The following is a 19,705-nucleotide window of genomic DNA, read 5'->3' as shown; positions in this document are numbered from 1 at the left end:
AATCTAATCTATTTATTTGATATGTAATTTAGTAAATCATTATTATTAAAGAAATATAAATGCACAATTATTAATAAAATAGTGATTTTTTGTATTAAAAAAATAGTTATAAGAACTTTTCATAAACTAAAATTACTTTTGAACTAATTGTTTAAAAAGACGATAATTATTTATAAAATTGTTTACCTTGATTACACAAAGTTCAATGTATATATTTATAAATAGTTAATAATTTTTAATAAAGTTAAGATTAGGAAATCAAATGGACGGAAATTTTTCAGAAAGAGTTCAAGAAGTAATTAGACTTAGCAGAGAAGAAGCGCTTAGGTTAGGTCATGATTATATTGGTACCGAACATCTTCTTTTAGGAATAATTAGAGAAAGCCATGGCGTTGCCGTAAAAATTATGGTTAATCTCGGCGTTGATATGGCTCATCTAAAGAAAACAATTGAAGAAACGGTTAAGTCGACAGGCGGAACTTTAACTATAGGAAATATACCTTTAACAAAACAAGCTGAAAAAGTACTTAAGATTACTCAAATTGAATCAAAAATATATAAATCAGATGTTATCGGAACGGAGCATATTTTATTATCTTTGCTTAGAGATGAAGATAACGTAGCCACACAAATTTTGAATCAATTCAGCGTGACTTATGAAACCGCTAGAGCTGAATTAAACAATATTTTAAGCGGAAAAAGTTTTCAGCAGCAGGATAAACCTCAGACTCCTTTTCAGCAAAGCAAAAAACCCGAAAAGACCAAAACTCCTGTATTGGATAATTTTGGTCGTGACCTTACAAAATTAGCCGCCGAGGATAAGTTAGATCCAGTAGTCGGCAGAGAAAAGGAAATTGAAAGAGTCGCTCAAGTTTTAAGCCGAAGAAAAAAGAATAATCCCGTTTTGATTGGTGAACCGGGAGTGGGAAAAACCGCAATTGCGGAAGGATTAGCACTTAGAATAGAACAGAGAAAAGTGCCGAGAATTTTGCAGGAAAAACGAGTTGTTACTTTGGATTTAGCCGGATTGGTAGCCGGAACAAAATACCGCGGACAATTTGAGGAAAGAATGAAAGCGCTAATGAATGAACTTGAAAAAGCTCACGACGTAATTCTTTTTATAGATGAACTACATACAATTGTAGGAGCAGGCGGAGCATCGGGATCATTAGACGCTTCAAATATGTTTAAACCGGCTCTGGCGAGAGGTGATATTCAATGTATTGGAGCAACTACACTTGACGAGTATAGAAAATATATTGAAACTGACGGAGCACTGGATAGAAGATTCCAAAAGGTAATGGTTGAACCTCCAACAGTAGATGAAACAATTAAAATTCTTGATTTTATCAAATTCAAATATGAACAGCATCACCATGTTAAATATTCTGATGAAGCGATTGTCGCTTCTGTAAAATTAAGCGAAAGATATATTACAGACAGATATTTGCCAGATAAAGCAATAGACGTTTTGGATGAGGCAGGTTCACGCGTTCATATGGGTAATTTTACGGTTTCGGCTGAAGTTTTGTCACTTGAACAAAAAGTCGAGAAAATAAAACAAGAAAAAATTGACGTTGTAAAACAGCAGGATTACGAACAAGCTGCAAGACTGCGAGATCAGGAAAGACAATTACAAATTGAATTGGAAACTGCGAAAAATGAATGGGAAGAAAAGACTAAAAATGAAGTTTATGACGTTAATGAAGAAGTAATTGGAACAGTAGTTTCTATGATGACAGGTATTCCGGTTAAGAGAGTAGTTCAAGCCGAATCTGAAAAGATTATGAAGATGGAAGAAGTAATTAAGAAAAAAATTGTGGGACAAGATGAAGCAATTACTCGTTTATCCAAAGCAATAAGACGAACTCGCGCAGGGTTGAAAAATCCGAATAAACCAATAGGAACATTTATATTTCTAGGTCCTACAGGCGTTGGTAAAACTCAACTTGCAAAAGAACTTGCAAAATATTTATTCGATTCGGAAGATTCTTTAATTAGAATTGACATGAGCGAATATATGGAAAAATTTGCCGTGTCAAGATTGGTTGGTGCGCCTCCAGGATATGTGGGATATGAAGAAGGCGGTCAGTTAACTGAAAAAGTAAGAAGAAAACCTTATTCAGTTGTACTATTTGACGAAATTGAAAAAGCCCATCCGGATGTGTTTAATATTTTACTTCAAGTTTTAGATGACGGTATACTTACAGATAGCTTGGGAAGAAAAGTTGACTTTAAAAATACAATTATAATTATGACGTCAAACGTCGGAACGAAAAATATTAAAGATACCGGCGGTTACGGTTTTACAAGTGAAACTTCCGCGGATAAATATTCTAATTTAAAAAGCACTGTACAGGATGCAATGAAGAATTTATTCAATCCTGAATTTTTAAATAGGTTGGACGAAACCATAGTATTCAGAAATTTAGAAAAAGATGATATAAAGAAAATTGCTTCTGTAGAAATGAAAGATTTAGTTAGCAATCTAAAAGAAAATAAAATGAAAATAATTTTGGATGAAACTGCCGAAGAATTTATCTCGGAAAAAGGTTTCGACCCAAAATACGGAGCACGACCGCTAAGACGCGCTATTCAGCAGTATATTGAAGATCCTTTAGCTGAAGAAATTTTACGAGAAGTATTCAAAGAAGGCGATACTATAATTGTTAAACACAAACCTCAATCGGATGAACTTTATTTTATAGCAAAAGAACGTGAAAATGAAGTTAAAGAAAATAAACCTGAGGAGGAGAATAATCCAAATTAGTTTTGTAAATTTGAAAATAAAAATTTGGGATTATTATAATGAAGAACGAAGAATTATTAGCAATGTTTTATAAAAGCGATGCCCTTTTAGAAGGGCATTTTTTATTAACTTCAGGAAGACACAGCAATCAATATTTTCAATGTGCAAAAGTACTTCAATACCCAATGTTTACCGAGAAAATATGTAAAGTAATTGCCGACTATTTTAAAAATTTTAAAATTGACTTAGTTATTTCACCTGCAATCGGGGGAATTGTTGTTGGTCAGGAGGTTGCCAGACAACTTAATAAAAAGTTCATTTTTGCCGAACGAGAAGATAAAAGCCTTAGATTACGCAGAGGTTTTGAAATTAAAGAAAATGAAAATGTTTTGGTTTGTGAAGACGTTGTTACAACAGGCGGTTCTGTTTTTGAAGTTATTGAAATAGTTAAACAGTCAAATGCCAATGTAGTGGGCGTAGGAATGATTGTGGATAGAAGCAACGGTAAGATAAATTTTAATGTTCCTCAAGTCAGTACAATTCAATTAGAAGTAGTGTCATATTTGCCGGAAGAATGTCCAATTTGCAAAACTGATAAACCATTAATTAAACCCGGCTCTAGAAAAATTTAATCTAAATTTAAAATTAAATTTTGATAATTGTTTTTATATTTCTACTTTACCAATCGTAATAATTAAATGGGTAATTATGAAAAAGTATTTGGCAATATTTTTAATAATTTTATCAACGTCAATTTTTTCTCAAGTAAACTTTGATGATTATTTTTTAGATAAGCAGCTAAGGTTGGACTATTTTCATTCAGGTAATTCCAAAAGTGATTTTTATTCATTTGAAGAATTGATTGAAGAACCTTATTGGGGCGGATCAAAAACAAATTTGATTGATACATTGGGTTATGGCAATTTTATGTTTTTTGTGTATGATATAAAAAGTAATCGTCTAATTTATTCCCATGGTTTTTCTACATTGTTTCAAGAATGGCAAACAACTGAAGAATCAAAAAAAATTGATAGATCATTCTCCGAATCGTTAGTATTTCCTTTTCCAAAGGATTCTGTAAAAGTAGAAATTCATGACAGAGACAATAAAAATAAATTTCAAAAAAGATATGAGTTTGTAATTGACCCAAATTCATATTTTGTTAAAAAAGAAAAATTAAACAAAAGCGAAACACTAAAAGTTCATTATTCCGGAAATCAAACAGAAAATTTGGATATAGTATTTATCCCCGACGGTTATACAAAAGAAGAAATGGAGAAATTCAAAAGCGATGCGGAAAAATTTGCAAATTATTTATTTGAATATGATCCATATAGCAAGTATAAAAATAATATTAATATTTGGGCAATATTGGCAGCGTCAAATGACTCCGGTATTGACATTCCGGCAGATACAATTTGGAGATCAACAATAGTTAATTCAAGTTATTATACTTTCGGCAGTGAACGTTATATAATGACTATGGATAATAAAAAAGTTAGAAATTATGCGTCAAATGTTCCGTATGATCAGATATATATATTAGTTAACTCTGAAAAATACGGCGGGGGATCAATTTACAATTATTACTCTACTACAGTTGTTGATAATGAAAGATCTAAAAAAATCTTTATTCACGAATTCGGTCATGGTTTAGTTGGATTAGCCGATGAATATTATACTTCGGATGTTTCTTATCAAGATTTTTATCCTTTGGATGTTGAACCGTGGGAGCCGAATATTACAACTCTTGTAAATTTTGAAAACAAATGGAAAAATTTAATTAAACCAAATGTTGAAATTCCTACCAACCCTGAAGGAAAAAGCGAACTTGAAAATGGAGTTTATGAAGGCGGCGGTTATGTTGCAAAAGGAGTTTACCGCTCAACCCCAAACAGTTTAATGAAAGCTTTTGACATTGATGAGTTTAACGAAGTATCTAAAATTGCTATTGAAAGAGTTTTAAAATTTTATTCAAAATAATAAAAATAATTAATGGAACAAAAGCGACTATTTAAAACGATTGACGCTCTAGCGTCAAAACACTTTGAATCTGAAAGTGAACTTTTACATGAAGTTCTTAAACAGTTAATTGAAAATACGGATATTAATATATCCGGCGGAAGAATCTGGATTTTAAATGTTGAAGAAAAAGCATATTATCTTATGCACCAAATGGGTAAAGTTCAAAGAATAAAAAAAGATTTTAAACTTACATTAAATGAAAATCCTATTCTTAGTGTTGTTACAAAGTATAGAACAATTCTGGCGAATGAAACTAATGAAGTTCTTCTTAAAAAGGGAATATTCAAATATTCTGCATCCGGAATTGGTCTTAAGAAAAAAATAGGCGAAAATTATTATTACGAATATTTACTTGCCGTAAACAGTGATGATATAAAAGATGAATTACGCTATATATTAAATATTGTCGCAACGGTATTAACTTCCAAAATTAGGGAGCGCAGATTATCTTCATCCAGAAAAAATCTTATTGCGGATTTAGATAAAGCCAAACAATTGCAAAGAAGTATTTTACCGGAACACGAATACAAATATCATGGTTATGATATTTTTGGCGTTACAATTCCGGCGGAAATTGTAGGTGGCGACTTTTATGATTATATTAAAATTGGTGATGATGAAGAACGTCTCGGAATTGTTGTAGGTGACGCCGCGTCTAAAGGATTTAGCGCTTCTGCAGAAGCAATGTACATTTCAGGCGCAATAAGAATGGCAGGTAATTTCCAAATTAAAATTTCCCCAATGATGAATAGAATGAATAAACTTGTTAATAAAATTTTCAGCGACGATAGATTTTCATCTTTATTTTACGGAGAACTCTCAAACGATAAAAAAGGTTTATTTCTTTACGCTAACGCGGGCCATAACCCGCCAATGTTTTATAGCAGCAAAACTTCAAAAATTTCTTTTCTTGAACCAACCGGTCCATTATTGGGACCGGCGCCAAACTCAAAATATGAAACAGATAGTTTAAATTTCGATTCGGGAGATATTTTAGTAATATATTCAGATGGAATTACTGAAGCCGCAAATAATGCTTATGAATTTTATGAAGAAAACAGGCTTGCGAATTTGATAATTACAAATAAAACAAAAACGCCCAAACAGCTTGCTGCTTTAATTATAGATGATGTTCAAAAATTTTCAACCGCTGATAGCAAGTATCAGGATGATAAAACAATTGTTGTTATTAAAAGGAATTAAATTTGAACTTAGCTGAACAAATATTCAATGCAGGTGTTGTCGGTGCCGGCGGTGCTGGTTTTCCTACACATATAAAAGCAAAATCAAATGTAGATATAATTTTAGCAAACGGAGCAGAATGTGAACCGCTTCTCCATAAAGATTTTGAGATTATGGTAAATCATGCTGAAGAAATTGTTGAGGGAATGAAATTAATGTACCAAAGTACAAATGCAAAAAATCGGTTATTTTGGGATTAAGTCGAAAAATTCAAAAGCAATTTCAAAGATTGATGCTCAGCTAAAAGATTCAAATATTAAAATGAGTTTACTTGGAGACTTTTATCCTTCGGGTGACGAATACGAATTAGTTTATCATGCGACTAAAAGACTGATTCCGCCTAAAGGATTGCCTTTGGATGTCGGATGTGTTGTTAATAATGTTGAAACCTATTATAACATTTTTAATGCTTCAAAAGGAATTCCAGTAACCAAAAAATTTATTTGCGTAACGGGAGCAGTTAAAAATCCTTCATCTTTTTTTGTTCCAATTGGTACAACTTTTAGAGAAATTTTAAAATTTGTAGGAGGCGCGACAACTTCAAATTTTGGAATATTTGTATCGGGTATTATGATGGGCAAATTAACTTTCAATTTAGATGAAGTTGTAACTAAAACAATTGCCGGATTGATATTTTTACCCGATGATCATTATTTAATAAACAGAATGAACAGACCAAAAGAAAGTATGAACAGGATTGGTAAATCAGCTTGCGACCAATGTTCTTACTGTACAGAATTTTGTCCAAGATATTTACTTGGTTATGATGTTCAGCCTCATAAAGTAATGCGTTCATTAGGATTTTCAACTTCCGGCGAGAAAGTGTGGAATCAATATGCTGATCTTTGCTGCTCTTGCGGATTATGCTCACTTTATGCATGTCCGGAAGATCTTTATCCTCGCGAAGCTTGTGATCAAGGAAAAAATTATTTAAAGGAAAATTCAATAAAATTTGTTCAAAGCAAGCCTTTAAAAGTTCATCCTATTAAAGAAGGCAGACGAGTTCCCATAAAACAATTAATGAAAAGATTGAATATTGAAAACTATAATCACGAAACTCCCTATGTGGAAAATTTTCCAGTTCCCAAAATTGTTAAAATAAGCTTGAAGCAGCATGTTGGAATGTCGGCAAATCCCGTTATTAAAGAAGGTGATATGATTAAATGCGGTGAGCTGATTGGAGATATTCCGGAAGGGAAATTGGGTGCAAAAATTCATTCATCAATTGACGGAAAAGTTAAACAAATACATCAAGAATTTATAATTATTGAAAGCAATAAATGAAAATCTGATTTCATTTATACTATGTAAAGGAAATATAATGAATAAAAATTCAATAGGTTTAATAGAATTGACAAGCATTGCAGCCGGAATGCAGGCGGCAGATATAATGCTAAAAACTTCAGAAGTAGAATTGATTTTATCAAGAACAATATGCTCCGGTAAATATATGGTATTGATAGGCGGAGACGTTGCGGCAGTCCAATCCGCAGTAGATTCCGCGTCTTCTCAAGTTGATTTTGCCGTAATAGATACTTTTGTAATTCCAAATGTGCATCAGGATATTTTTCCGGCTTTATCTGGACATTCTTCAGTAGAAAATTTGCAAGCATTGGGAATTTTGGAATCTTTTTCTGTTTCTTCATTAATTGAAGGGGCGGATGCAGCAGTGAAATCTTCAAATGTTAAAATAATTGAAATAAGATTAGCGATGGCTTTGGGCGGGAAAGCTTTTTGCACTTTGACCGGAGAAGTTTCGGCAGTTCAATCCGCAGTTGATTCAGGCGCGAGTTTAATTGGCGCGAAAGGTCTTTTGGTCAATAAAGTTGTTATTCCTCAGCCGAGAAAAGAATTACTTAGTGAAATGATTTAATTTATTGTAGTCAATTTTTAACTAATTAAATAGATTAGAAAAAATTTTATAAGCTCCAAAATATGCTCCAAATGCGCTGCCTATACTTGAAAAAATAAAAACAAGTAAAATGCGTAAGAATTTGTTTTTCCACCAGTTACTAACTTTAGTTAATTCATTGCTTACATTTGTAATTTCAAATACTTTGGGAGGTTTAAAATATGTTTGCACGAATGCCGCAACATAACCGACTCCGATCAAAGGTGATAAGGTTGTTATTGGCGCAGCAAAGAAAACTGAAATAACAGATAAAGGATGTCCAAATGCTAAAATTGTTCCAATAGCCCCGGGAAGACCGCTTGCTAATATCCAAATTAATGCCGTATTTCCTGCTTCAGCTATTCCTTTTTCAAATCCAATAATGAAGATTGAACCAACTATTGAAATTGGAATCAGCCAAGCTAATATTCTATTTGTTAATGAAGGGTTGGGAATTTGGGAAATTTCAACCAAATCTATCGGCTCTTTAGAAAATATTTTCTCTTTTATACCTTTTACATGTCCGGCGCCGACAACCGCAACAATTTTAGGACCGGGAGCATTTCTAATTTTCTCAGCTAAAAAACTATCTCTTTCATCAATAAGAACAGTTTTCAGCATTGGCATTTCTTTCCCAAGTTCTTCCATTAATTCTGTAAGAATATCTTTATTCTTTAACTCTTCCAATTGAGTTTCTGATATTTCTTCATTTGTGAATATACTGGCTATTGTTATAGAAATGAATTTTGCCTGTTGGTATAGATTCATCTTTCGCCAGGCTCTTTTTAAAGTAATTTTTACGTCTCTATCAATTAGATTTGTATTTATATTCTTTTCTTTTGAGATATTATATGCTTCCAGTAATTCAACACCCGGATTAACCCCAATTTTACTGCCAAGTCTTTTTTGAAATGAAGAGAGTAAAATACTAATAATTAAAGTAGTTAACTGTTTATTCTTAATAATTGTTTTAAGATCTAAATTATCCCATCTGTTTTTGTTTAATAAAGAATCCAATCTATTTTCATCTAATTCAATACAAACTGTATCAGGATTCTCTCCAATAACAACGTCTTTTACTAAGTCGGCAGATTTTTTAGAAATATGAGCGGTGCCGATAAGGAAAATATTTTTGTCCTCAAATTGAATAATATGGACATCTTCAGAATCAATATAACTCATAAAAGAAATACCTTTGAAAAATTTTAATCTCCATATTCATCTTTATAATCTAAGATAGCAGCTTCAACAACTTTTAATGCATGCTCCCGATCATAAATTTTGTCGATTTTAACATCCGGTTTTTCATCTGGCACTAATTTATAAGTCAGAAAATAATGACGCAATCTATCAATCATAACTTTAGGAAGATCAGTTATATTTTCCGCACCCTGCCAAACGTTATCATTGTGCAATACTGCTATTATTTTATCATCGGCTTCTTTGTGGTCTATCATTTGAATTCCGCCGACAACTTTTGCTTCTAAGATTATTTCAGATTTATTGATTGGTCTTTCTGTAATTATGCAAATATCAAGCGGATCGCCATCGCCTTTTTTAGAATTAGGGGACAATTCTTTAACTCGATTCCCACAGTAAGTTTTTGGAATAAAGCCATAAAGTGAAGGAGGCTGAGACGAAGTTCTATGAGGTCTGTCAACTCTTAAATAACCCGTTATTTTTTCAACTTCATATTTAACAAAATCAAATGGGGTAATTTCTATATACGCATTTATAACATATGGAGGATTCTTACCTAATTCAACACCGTGCCAAGGATGAGGGCGCCACTTAAAAAAAGGAGTTGGGAATGACATAAGCTTTCCTATAATTTTTATTGAATAAATATAGTGAATAAAATTAAAAGTAAATTAGTTTTTATAATATTTTTTTAATAATTAGGGAACATATATCCATAGGTTTACGTCTTAATAAAAAAAATGGTAATGAAATGTCAAAAACAATAATTCTATCCATAATAATTTCAATTTCACTAATTTCTTGTAAAATTGGCGGAATAAAAGGTAATGGTAATGAAATAACGGAAAATCGTGATTTAGGTTCATTTGAAAAAATTGACGTTTCAGGAAATTTTGATGTAATAGTTGAGTCAAGTAATAATCAAGACGTGGATGTTATTTCCGAGACCAACTTAATTGATCATATTAAAACTGTGGTTAAAAAAAATACGCTTTTTATTTATTCGCAGGAAAATTTACGCCCTACAAAAGAAATGTTAATTTCAATTAAATTACCAAAATTAGTTGGTATAAATTGTTCCGGTGCTAATAATGTCACAGCTAAAGATATTCAAAGTAAGGATTTTAATATTGATCTTAGCGGTGCCGGTTCCGTTAAAATTGACGGCAAATCTATAAACACCTTTATTGACTTATCCGGTGCTGCTGATTTAATCGCTAAGGACTTTATATCCGAAAATGTTAATGTAGATATTTCAGGTGCGGCAAATGCCCAAGTTTATGCCGTAAATTCTATAAAAGCTGACATTTCGGGAGCAGGTAATGTTGAATTATACGGTGAGCCAAGCAACGTTTCAACAGATATTTCTGGAGTTGGTTCATTAGAAAGGAAATAATTAAATACTGTTTTAATTTCTCCTCAAATTACATTAAATTTTACTTAAGTAATTTTATTTTTTAAAAACAATACGAAAAACACGAAATTATGAATAAAAATCCCTTAATTGGAATTATAATGGGTAGTGATTCAGATTTGCCGATAATGGAAAAAGCATTTGATATTTGTAAAGAATTTGAAATACCGTTTGAAGTTAGAATTTTATCAGCACATAGAACACCTGAAGAACATGCAGAATATTCAAAATCTGCGGTTGATAGAGGATTGAAAGTTATTATTGCGGCGGCAGGAATGGCGGCTCATCTACCCGGAGTGACCGCAGGAAATACAATTCTTCCGGTTATAGGCGTTCCAATTAAATCAAAATTTCAAGACGGTCTTGATTCACTTCTTTCAATTGTGCAAATGCCTCCCGGAATTCCGGTCGCGACAGTAGCAATCGATGGCGCGAAAAATGCAGCTTTATTAGCCGTACAAATTCTTTCTACCGGAGATGAAAGCCTTAAACAAAAATTAGCCAAATATAAAGTTAAAATGGCAGAAGAATCTATAAGCAAAAATAATAAGCTAAATCTTTGACATTCTATCTTTTTATTATTCCGAAGTTTTCCCCAATATATAATTGAGCTTGGGAGATGTAATTATTTTCTAAATTATCCAAATTTTTTCACACTCATTTATTTGGAGCAAAATATTTAGTATAATAAATAAGAAAGAAATTGAATATTCTTTCAATAATTTAAAAAACCTTTCAATAAATTTTCCAAATTCATTCAATTTTAAAATTATTTTATAAATATCAAATTTTAGAAATTGAATATCGCAATTTCCCACTCATAAGAAATGGACATGTTAATCTTTTATTAAAATAAAATTATTATTAGTAATTATAAATTATTATTCACTTTTGACTATGGCATGCAAATTGTCAATGTACTTTAATTTCAAAGTTGTGGACATTCGAATTGTGGAAAAAATATTAAAAAATTATCCCCCAAATGACAGAAGTATTTTGATACCAATCTTACAAGACATTCAGCAAGAATATGGATACTTACCCGAAAAAATTTTAGCCGAAGTTGCAGAACATATTAATATATCTTTTGCAAGTGTTTATGGAGTGGCAACATTTTATAATCAATTCAGATTAAAACCTCTTGGTAAAAATGTAATTAGAGTCTGTCGCGGAACAGCTTGTCATGTTAAAAATTCCGCAAATATTTTAATAGCGCTTGAAACTGAATTGAATATTAAAGCCGGACAAACTACAAGAGATAAGATGTTTACTTTAGAAACCGTAGCATGTATTGGAGCTTGCAGTATTGCGCCGGTAATAAATGTTAATGAAGAATATTTTGGAAGAGTTACAATTAAAGAAATTCCAAAGATCATTAAAAAGTATAAGAATATGGCAAAATTAGACGAAGAAAAATTAATTGAGAGTGCTGTATGAATTCATTTTTAGAATTACTCAGTTCAAATGAAATTGATAAAAAGAATTTCATTAATATTTGCACAAAACCTTATGATCAAAATATTTCTGAAGCCGTAAAAAATGAAATCATTGAATTAAATAAAAGATTAAAGTATGAGCTTCATGAACTTCCTTTGATCTTTATTGGTATGGGTACGTGCGGTTTAGCTTCAGGCGCCGATAAAGTAAAAATCGCTATTGAAAAGGAATTGCAAAAACTAAATTTAAATGCTCAAATAATTCCAACCGGCTGTATTGGATATTGCGCTAAGGAAGTAATTGTTGATATAAAGCTACCCGGTTGTCTAAGGGTATCCTACGGTGAAATAACGCCTAATGAAATTCCAAAGTTTATTAGAAAAACAATAGTGGAACAAGATATTTATAGAGAAAAAGTTTTAGGAAGCTTTGGTAATGGAATAGAAGGGATTAAGAATATTAATGATTTACCATTTTTCAGACGTCAGAAAAAAATTGTTTTGGAAAACTGCGGAATAATTTCACCTCTTTCAATTGATGAATACATCGCAAATGGCGGTTTTACGGCGATAGATAAAATTCTTAAATCATATTCCAGAAAAGATGTTGTAGACAATATTATCAAAAGTGGACTACGCGGAAGAGGCGGCGGCGGTTTCCCTACAGGTAAAAAATGGGAATTTGCCTATAATCAAAATTCTGAAATTAAATATATAATTTGTAATGCTGATGAAGGCGATCCAGGCGCATTTATGGATCGTTCGGTATTGGAAAGTGATCCTTTCAAATTAATAGAAGGGATGATAATAGGAGCATACGCAATTGGTGCATGTTTTGGTTATATATATTGCCGTGCTGAATATCCATTAGCAATTGAAAGACTTGAAAATACAATTAAACTTTGTGAAGCTTACGGTTTACTCGGTGAAAATATTCTGGGAAGTGATTTCAGCTTTAAAATAAAAATTAAAAAAGGTGCCGGCGCTTTTGTTTGCGGTGAAGAAACCGCCTTAATTGCCTCAATTGAAGGTAAAAGAGGAATGCCGAAAGTTCGTCCGCCTTATCCGGTTGTTTCAGGTCTTTGGGGCAAACCTACAGTTATAAATAATGTTGAAACTTTTGCAAATATTTCTTCAATAATTAATAATGGAAGCGATTGGTTCGCAAACATTGGAACAGAATCAAGCAAAGGAACAAAAGTTTTCGCGTTAAGCGGAATGGTAGAATTCAGCGGATTAGTTGAAGTGCCGATGGGGATTACTTTACGCGAAGTTGTTTTCGATATTGGCGGAGGTATTCCGAATGGTAAAAATTTCAAAGCGGTTCAAATTGGCGGTCCTTCCGGCGGTTGTTTACCCGACAGCGTTTTAGATACCAAAGTTGATTATGAATCACTTAAACAAGTTGGCGCAATGATGGGCTCTGGCGGATTTGTTGTTATGGATGAAGGGACTTGCATGGTTGACGTAGCAAAATTCTTTTTGACTTTTATTCAAAATGAATCTTGCGGAAAATGTGTCCCGTGCCGTGAAGGAACAAAAAGAATGTTGGAAATAATTGAAAGAATTCCAATGAGCTATAAAGGCACCGCAAATAAGTTAGATCAGCTTCAAAGATTTAAAGGAATTATTCACCTTGAAAGATTAGCGGAAGTAATTCAAGATACTTCACTTTGCGGTTTGGGACAATCGGCGCCAAATCCGGTTTTATCCGGACTGCGTTATTTCAAAGATGAATATGAAAGCCACTTATTTGATAGAGAATGTCCTGCCGGTGTTTGTAAGGAATTATTAACATATAAAGTTATAACAGAAATTTGCAACGGCTGCGGTTTGTGCGCAAGAAAATGTCCGTCGGAAGCTATTGTCGGAGAGCCAAAACATCCGTATACAATTGTTGAATCTAAATGTATAAAATGCGGTATGTGTATAGAGACATGCAGATTTGAAGCTGTTGAAGCCAATTAAAATTTTGATTTGGAGTAATAATGATCGAGTTAACAATAAATAATTTGAAAGTACAAGCAAACGAAGGCATGACAATTTTAGACGCGGCAAAATCAGTTGGAATAAAAATCCCTACACTTTGCCATTTAAGTAATATGATGCCTACCGGAGCTTGCAGAATGTGTGTTGTGGAAGTTACTGGAACAAGAGGATTAATTCCAAGCTGTGCCTATCCTGTTAGTAATGGAATGGTTGTTGAAACAAATTCACCAAGAGTACGAAGAGCAAGAAAAACTATCGTAGAATTACTGATTGAAAATCATCCTCAAGATTGTTTGGTATGCGTAAGAAATAAAAATTGTGAACTTCAAAATTTCTCTGAGCAATACAGTATTAGGGAGCATAGATTTTTAGGAGAAAGTAAATGTCACGCAATTGATATTTCAAGCGCTTCAATGGAAAGAGATCCAGCAAAATGTATTTTGTGCGGAAGATGTGTCAGAACTTGTAATGAAGTACAAAAAATCGGCGCAATAGATTTTACATTCCGCGGCTTTAAGAGCAACGTTACAACTCCATATAATAAGGGTCTAAATGTAAGCGACTGTATTCTTTGCGGACAATGTATTTTAGTTTGTCCAACTGCAGCTTTAAGAGAAAAAAGCTCATTAAAAGAAGTTACAAATGCATTGAACGATAAAACGAAAATTCCGGTTGTGCAAATTGCTCCTGCAGTTCGCGCATCATTAGGCGAAGAATATAATCTTCCATTAGGAACAAATGTAACTGGTCAATTGGTTACCGCGTTAAAAAGGTTGGGATTTAAATATGTATTTGACACAAACTTTGCGGCTGATTTAACAATTATTGAAGAAGCCGCTGAACTTCAAGATAGAATTGTTAACAGTAAAACTTTGCCTATGTTTACAAGCTGCTGCCCCGGCTGGGTAAAATACATTGAGCAAAACAGACCGAATTTATTGGATCATGTCTCAACTTGCAAATCTCCTCACGAAATGGAAGGTGCGGTATTAAAAACATATTTTGCAGAAAAAACCGGGCTTAAACCGGAAGATATTTTTGTTGTTTCAATTATGCCTTGCACTGTTAAAAAATTTGAATCGGATAGACCAGAACTTTCAGAAAATAAACTGCAAGATGTAGATGCAGTTTTAACAACAAGAGAACTCGTTAGAATGTTCAGAATTGGCGGAATTGAATTTGAAGATATTCCTGAAAGTAATTTTGATAATCCATTGGGCGAATCAACGGGAGCCGCGGCAATATTTGGAACATCAGGCGGCGTTATGGAAGCCGCGTTAAGAACTGCTTATTTTAATATTACCGGAGAAGATCTGCAAAACCTAAACCTTACAGAGATACGAGGTTTAGAAGGAATTAAAGAAAGTACAATAAACATTAATGGCTTGGAAATAAATGTTGCCGTAGTTAATGGAATCGGAAATGTAAAACCAATTTTAGATCAAATCCAGAACGGAGAATCTAAATATCATTTTATTGAAGTAATGGCTTGTCCCGGCGGATGTATAAATGGCGGAGGACAGCCTATTCATCAAAAAACCGATAAAATTAAAAAACGAATAAAAGTACTTTATGAAATTGATGAAAAGATGAAACACCGACGTTCGCATGAAAATGAATCAGTAAAAAAAATATATGATGATTATTTAGAACAACCGAATAGTCATAAAGCGCATGAAATATTGCACACAACATTTGTAAACAGAAAAGATATTTTAAAGAATTAAAAATTAAATTAGATGAACAACGGAATAGTCAGCACAATTTCGCATAAATGTAAAAGATGCTACTCTTGCGTAAGAGAATGTCCAGAAAAAGCCATCAAAGTTTTTGAAGGACAGGCAATTGTGTTGTCTAATAGATGTATTAGCTGCGGTCATTGCGTAAAAGTTTGTTCGCAGGAAGCAAAAAAAATAGTCAGTGATATTGATAATGTTTTGGATTTTCTGATACCGAACTTCAACACAATAGCAATTATAGCTCCCGCATTTGCGGCAGCTTTTCCCGATAATTATTTTAAAATTCCAAATGCGCTAAAAGCAATAGGATTTTCCAAAGTAATTGAAACTGCATTTGGCGCCGATCTTATAAGCCAAGAATATAATAATTATTGGGAAGGACATCATGATAAAGTTGTAATATCATCACCTTGTCCCGCAATTGTAAATTTTATTGAAAAATATTATGCGGATTTGGTAGACAATTTAGCTAAAATAGTTTCACCAATGGTTGCCACAGGCAGATATTTAAAAGATAAATTTGGCAACGAAACTAAAGTTATTTTTATTGGACCATGTGTTGCAAAAAAAAGTGAATATACCGATGAAGAAGTTAATGATGCTATTGACGGAGTATTAACATTTACCGAATTAAAGAAAATATTTGCGTTAAAAAATATTAATCTGAATGATTACGAAGATTCATTTTTTGATCCTCCTTACGCTAATATGGGAAAATCTTATGCGCTTTCAGGCGGATTGCTAAAAACAGCAAGTTTAGAAAGTGATGTTCTTGGGAAAAAGATAATTGTTGTTGATGGAAAACAAAAAGTTGAAGAATTGATTCAAGATATTTCAGAAGGAAAGATCAAATCATCATTTGTCGATATATTATTTTGTGAAGGTTGCATCAGTGGACCGGCTATTGAAACAGATATGAATTATTATGTCCGAAGAGAAAAAGTAATTGAATATATTGAAGAAAACATTACTCATGTTGATAAAAATATTTGGAAAAGCGAAATATATAATAGCCGCAATCTGAATTTAAAAAGAAATTTTAAAAGTAAATCTCAGCGCATTCCAATGCCGAATGAAGCCAGTATAAAGCAAATATTATCTTCAACCAATAAAATAACAAAGCAAGACGAATTAAACTGTGGAGCTTGCGGTTATAAAACATGCAGAGAATATGCGGTAAATATAGCTAAAGGAATTGCGGAAAAAGATATGTGTCTTCCATTCTTAATTGACAAAATGGAAAAAGCATACGATGAATTAAAAGACACTCAAGCTCAGCTTCAAAATGCGGAAAAATTAGCTTCCATTGGTCAGCTTGCAGCCGGCGTTGCTCATGAAATAAATAATCCGCTTGGAACAATTTTATTATTTGCTTCTATCCTAAAAGAAGACATCGAAAATAAAACGACTAAGATTTCAAATGTTGAAGACGTAAAAATGATAATAGATGAAACCGACCGTTGCAAGAAAATAGTTTCTAATCTTCTGAATTTTGCGCGGCAAGGTTCTTTAAATATTGAAAAAATAAATATTTGTAAAACTATAAACGATGTAATAAAGTCAATTAAAGTTAATCCCAAGTTCAGTGATGTTAAATTATCATTTGCATCAACCTTGCCGGAAGAAAAATTTAATTTCGACAGAGATCAGATAAAACAAGTTTTAATAAACTTGATAACCAACGCGTGCGAATCAACCGAAGACTCAAGCACAAAGGAAGTAAAAATAAAAGTTTTCATATCAAATAATAAATTAAATATTGAAATAAACGATACCGGAACCGGCATTGAAGAAGATAATAAAAGTAAGTTGTTCGTTCCATTTTTCACCACAAAAAAAATTGGAAAAGGTACAGGACTAGGCTTAGCAATTAGTTACGGAATTGTAAAAATGCACAAAGGAAATATTGAGGTGAAAAGTAAAATCAATGAGGGATCGACATTTACCGTTCAACTTCCAATTCAACAAGAATTAAAAATGAATATGAGTAAGGAATTATTAATATGCAATTAAATGAAAAAGTAAAAAATATTTTGCTGGTAGATGATGATATTGATTTGCTTGAGCAAAATAAAATTTTATTGGAAGCGTATAATGTAACTGTTTATACAGCTGAAAACACAAAGGACGGGATAAATAAATTTAATGAAATAAATCCTGACGCGGCAATAGTTGATTTAATTATGGAAGAACATGACAGCGGTTTTGTTCTTTGCAATAAAATTAAAAAAACCGAACAAGGTAAAAAGATACCGGTATTTATTCTTACTTCGGCTACTTATGAAACTGGTTTTAAATTCAGTGCCGTTACAAAAGAAGAGAAAAAATGGATCAAATGCGACGGGTTAATAAATAAACCTGTTGTAATTGAAGAATTAGTCTCAAAGATAAATAAATATTATGAAGTTTAATTCGTTTTGATAAAAACTAAATATTTGAATTTAATGGTTTTGAAGAAACATCATTCGCATAGTAATTCTTGTTGTTTTTATTATAAATTCAAAATTAAATAGAGAGTAATCTCTAAATTTTATGGATATTCATTATCCAAAAATATTAATAGTAGAAGATGAAAAAGGTCTTCGACTTGGTACAGAAAAACTACTTTCAAGAAAAAGTTTTATTGTATCAACCGCGGAAAACGGTACAGAAGGCATTAGAAAAAGTCTGGAAACAGATTTTGATATTGTTTTAATCGATTTAAAAATGCCTGATATTGACGGACTTGATGTACTTAAGGAAATCAAAGAAAAAAAACCTTCCACAGTTTGCTTTATTGTAACGGCTTACGCAAGTTACGAAACCGCAATTGAAGCAACGCGTCTAGGCGCATTTAATTATATTTTAAAACCATTCACGCCCGACGATTTAATTCATGAGATAGAAAAAGGTTATAAACAAAGGATACTTTTATTAGAAGCCGAAGAACTCAGACGCGAAAGACAGAAAAATTTATTAGAAATTGCACATGAAAAAAGTCGACTCAACACAATTATCGAATCAATCAGCAGCGGTGTTTTACTAATCAATAAAGAAAGAAAGTTAGTTTATTTTAACAAAGCTTGTCTTCAAAAACTAAATATAGATGAGCTGGTAATTGAAGAACCTATAATTGATAAACTTCCTCCTCAAATTGGAGATTTAGTTAATGAAATATTGAATACGCCAAATCCCTCAGAAAAATCATATAATACAGAAGTTGAAATTTTACCCAATAATGAATTTGTTATTGAAGCAACTTGTTCAAGAGTGCCGCATCCCGACGGTACTTTTGCCGGCGTTGTTGTTGTGTTAAAAAACATAACCGGACTTAAGCAAATTGAAGTTTTGAAATCGCAATTTGTATCTATGGTTGCACATGAGTTGAAAACACCTTTAGCCGCCGTTTTAGGATATTTAGAGATATTAACAAATACTTCAATTTTAGTCGCAGAAGACAAACAAAAACAATATTTGAACAGATCGCTTTTAAGATTAAAAAGTTCACTGAATTTAGTTAATGATCTGCTGGATATATCAAGACTAGAAACTACCTCAGTAATTAAACAAACAGAAATTATTGATTTATCGGAAATAATAAATAATTGTCTGGATGTTTTAGAATTAGAAATAAAAAAGAAAAAGATAATTGTTAATATTAACTCAATTTCAAATCTTCCAACGATTAAAATAGATAGAAACGATATAACAAAAATATTTTCCAATCTTTTAAGTAATGCGGTAAAGTATAATAAAGATGAAGGTAAAATTAATATTGAGTATGCAATAAATAAAAATTTTGTTTCGGTATCTATTAATGATACCGGTATTGGGTTGAAGCCTGAAGACCAAAATTCTTTGTTCCAACAATTTTTTAGGGTAAAAAATAAATACACAAGAGAAATCAGCGGCACTGGCTTGGGTTTATCTATTGTGAAAAAATTGATTGAAATAAATAATGGAAAAATTTCGGTTGAAAGTGTGTACAATGAAGGAAGTACATTTACGGTACAATTCCCTTTTAAATAAATTTACACTTAA

Annotated in this window: 15 protein-coding genes and 1 pseudogene; 14 read left to right on the top strand and 2 right to left on the bottom strand. The window is 32.2% G+C overall.

The genetic code is table 11. The annotated features are described in order from the left end of the window. The first annotated feature begins 262 nt into the window (after nt 1-262). The 6 genes and pseudogenes from IPK06_06890 to IPK06_06865 all read left to right on the top strand — a co-directional run bounded on the left by IPK06_06890 (nt 263) and on the right by IPK06_06865 (nt 7,889). The gene (locus IPK06_06890; protein MBK7979719.1) at nt 263-2,770 is read left to right on the top strand and encodes an ATP-dependent Clp protease ATP-binding subunit; all 2,508 of its coding nucleotides are present in this window, start codon (nt 263-265) and stop codon (nt 2,768-2,770) included. Nucleotides 2,771-2,808: 38 nt separating this feature from the next. Beyond that, nucleotides 2,809-3,381, top strand: a complete 573-nt coding sequence (locus IPK06_06885; protein MBK7979718.1) for an orotate phosphoribosyltransferase — start codon at nt 2,809-2,811, stop codon at nt 3,379-3,381. Between the two features lie 76 nt (nt 3,382-3,457). After that, complete coding sequence (locus IPK06_06880; GenBank protein ID MBK7979717.1) at nt 3,458-4,732, top strand: peptidase M64; 1,275 nt, start codon at nt 3,458-3,460, stop codon at nt 4,730-4,732. Between the two features lie 12 nt (nt 4,733-4,744). Continuing rightward, nucleotides 4,745-5,977 (top strand): serine/threonine-protein phosphatase, encoded by a 1,233-nt coding sequence (locus IPK06_06875; GenBank protein MBK7979716.1) that lies wholly within the window; start codon nt 4,745-4,747, stop codon nt 5,975-5,977. A gap of 2 nt (nt 5,978-5,979) precedes the next feature. Continuing rightward, a pseudogene (locus IPK06_06870) lies at nt 5,980-7,300 on the top strand (4Fe-4S dicluster domain-containing protein). Between the two features lie 37 nt (nt 7,301-7,337). Continuing rightward, a complete protein-coding gene (locus IPK06_06865) occupies nt 7,338-7,889 on the top strand; it encodes a BMC domain-containing protein (GenBank protein ID MBK7979715.1) in 552 nt (183 codons plus the stop codon). Between the two features lie 21 nt (nt 7,890-7,910). Here the strand turns inward: IPK06_06865 and IPK06_06860 are convergent, their stop codons facing one another. Beyond that, nucleotides 7,911-9,089, bottom strand: a complete 1,179-nt coding sequence (locus IPK06_06860; protein MBK7979714.1) for a TraB/GumN family protein — start codon at nt 9,087-9,089, stop codon at nt 7,911-7,913. A 23-nt stretch (nt 9,090-9,112) separates the two neighbouring features. Then, complete coding sequence (locus IPK06_06855) at nt 9,113-9,724, bottom strand: inorganic pyrophosphatase (protein MBK7979713.1); 612 nt, start codon at nt 9,722-9,724, stop codon at nt 9,113-9,115. A 134-nt stretch (nt 9,725-9,858) separates the two neighbouring features. Here IPK06_06855 and IPK06_06850 point away from each other — a divergent pair, with 134 nt between their 5' ends. From IPK06_06850 to IPK06_06815, 8 genes are all read left to right on the top strand, one after another. Then, nucleotides 9,859-10,503, top strand: coding sequence for a DUF2807 domain-containing protein (locus IPK06_06850; protein ID MBK7979712.1), 645 nt, complete (start codon nt 9,859-9,861; stop codon nt 10,501-10,503). 89 nt (nt 10,504-10,592) lie between these two features. After that, entirely contained in the window at nt 10,593-11,084 is a 492-nt protein-coding gene (gene purE, locus IPK06_06845; protein ID MBK7979711.1) for a 5-(carboxyamino)imidazole ribonucleotide mutase, read from the top strand. Between the two features lie 334 nt (nt 11,085-11,418). Further along, nucleotides 11,419-11,958, top strand: coding sequence for an NADH-quinone oxidoreductase subunit NuoE (nuoE, locus tag IPK06_06840; protein MBK7979710.1), 540 nt, complete (start codon nt 11,419-11,421; stop codon nt 11,956-11,958). Then, a complete protein-coding gene (locus tag IPK06_06835) occupies nt 11,955-13,925 on the top strand; it encodes an NADH-quinone oxidoreductase subunit NuoF (GenBank protein ID MBK7979709.1) in 1,971 nt (656 codons plus the stop codon). The genes nuoE and IPK06_06835 overlap by 4 nt, the downstream gene beginning before the upstream one ends. 20 nt (nt 13,926-13,945) lie before the next feature. After that, a complete protein-coding gene (locus IPK06_06830; GenBank protein ID MBK7979708.1) occupies nt 13,946-15,673 on the top strand; it encodes an iron hydrogenase small subunit in 1,728 nt (575 codons plus the stop codon). 12 nt (nt 15,674-15,685) lie between these two features. After that, nucleotides 15,686-17,698, top strand: a complete 2,013-nt coding sequence (locus tag IPK06_06825) for a GHKL domain-containing protein (GenBank protein MBK7979707.1) — start codon at nt 15,686-15,688, stop codon at nt 17,696-17,698. Then, complete coding sequence (locus IPK06_06820; GenBank protein MBK7979706.1) at nt 17,689-18,096, top strand: response regulator; 408 nt, start codon at nt 17,689-17,691, stop codon at nt 18,094-18,096. The genes IPK06_06825 and IPK06_06820 overlap by 10 nt, the downstream gene beginning before the upstream one ends. A 121-nt stretch (nt 18,097-18,217) precedes the next feature. Further along, complete coding sequence (locus IPK06_06815) at nt 18,218-19,693, top strand: response regulator (protein MBK7979705.1); 1,476 nt, start codon at nt 18,218-18,220, stop codon at nt 19,691-19,693. Nucleotides 19,694-19,705 lie beyond the last annotated feature (12 nt).

Source organism: Ignavibacteriota bacterium, assembly GCA_016713565.1.
Classification (GTDB): Bacteria; Bacteroidota; Ignavibacteria; order Ignavibacteriales; family Melioribacteraceae.
This window is presented reverse-complemented; position numbering and strand designations above follow the sequence as displayed.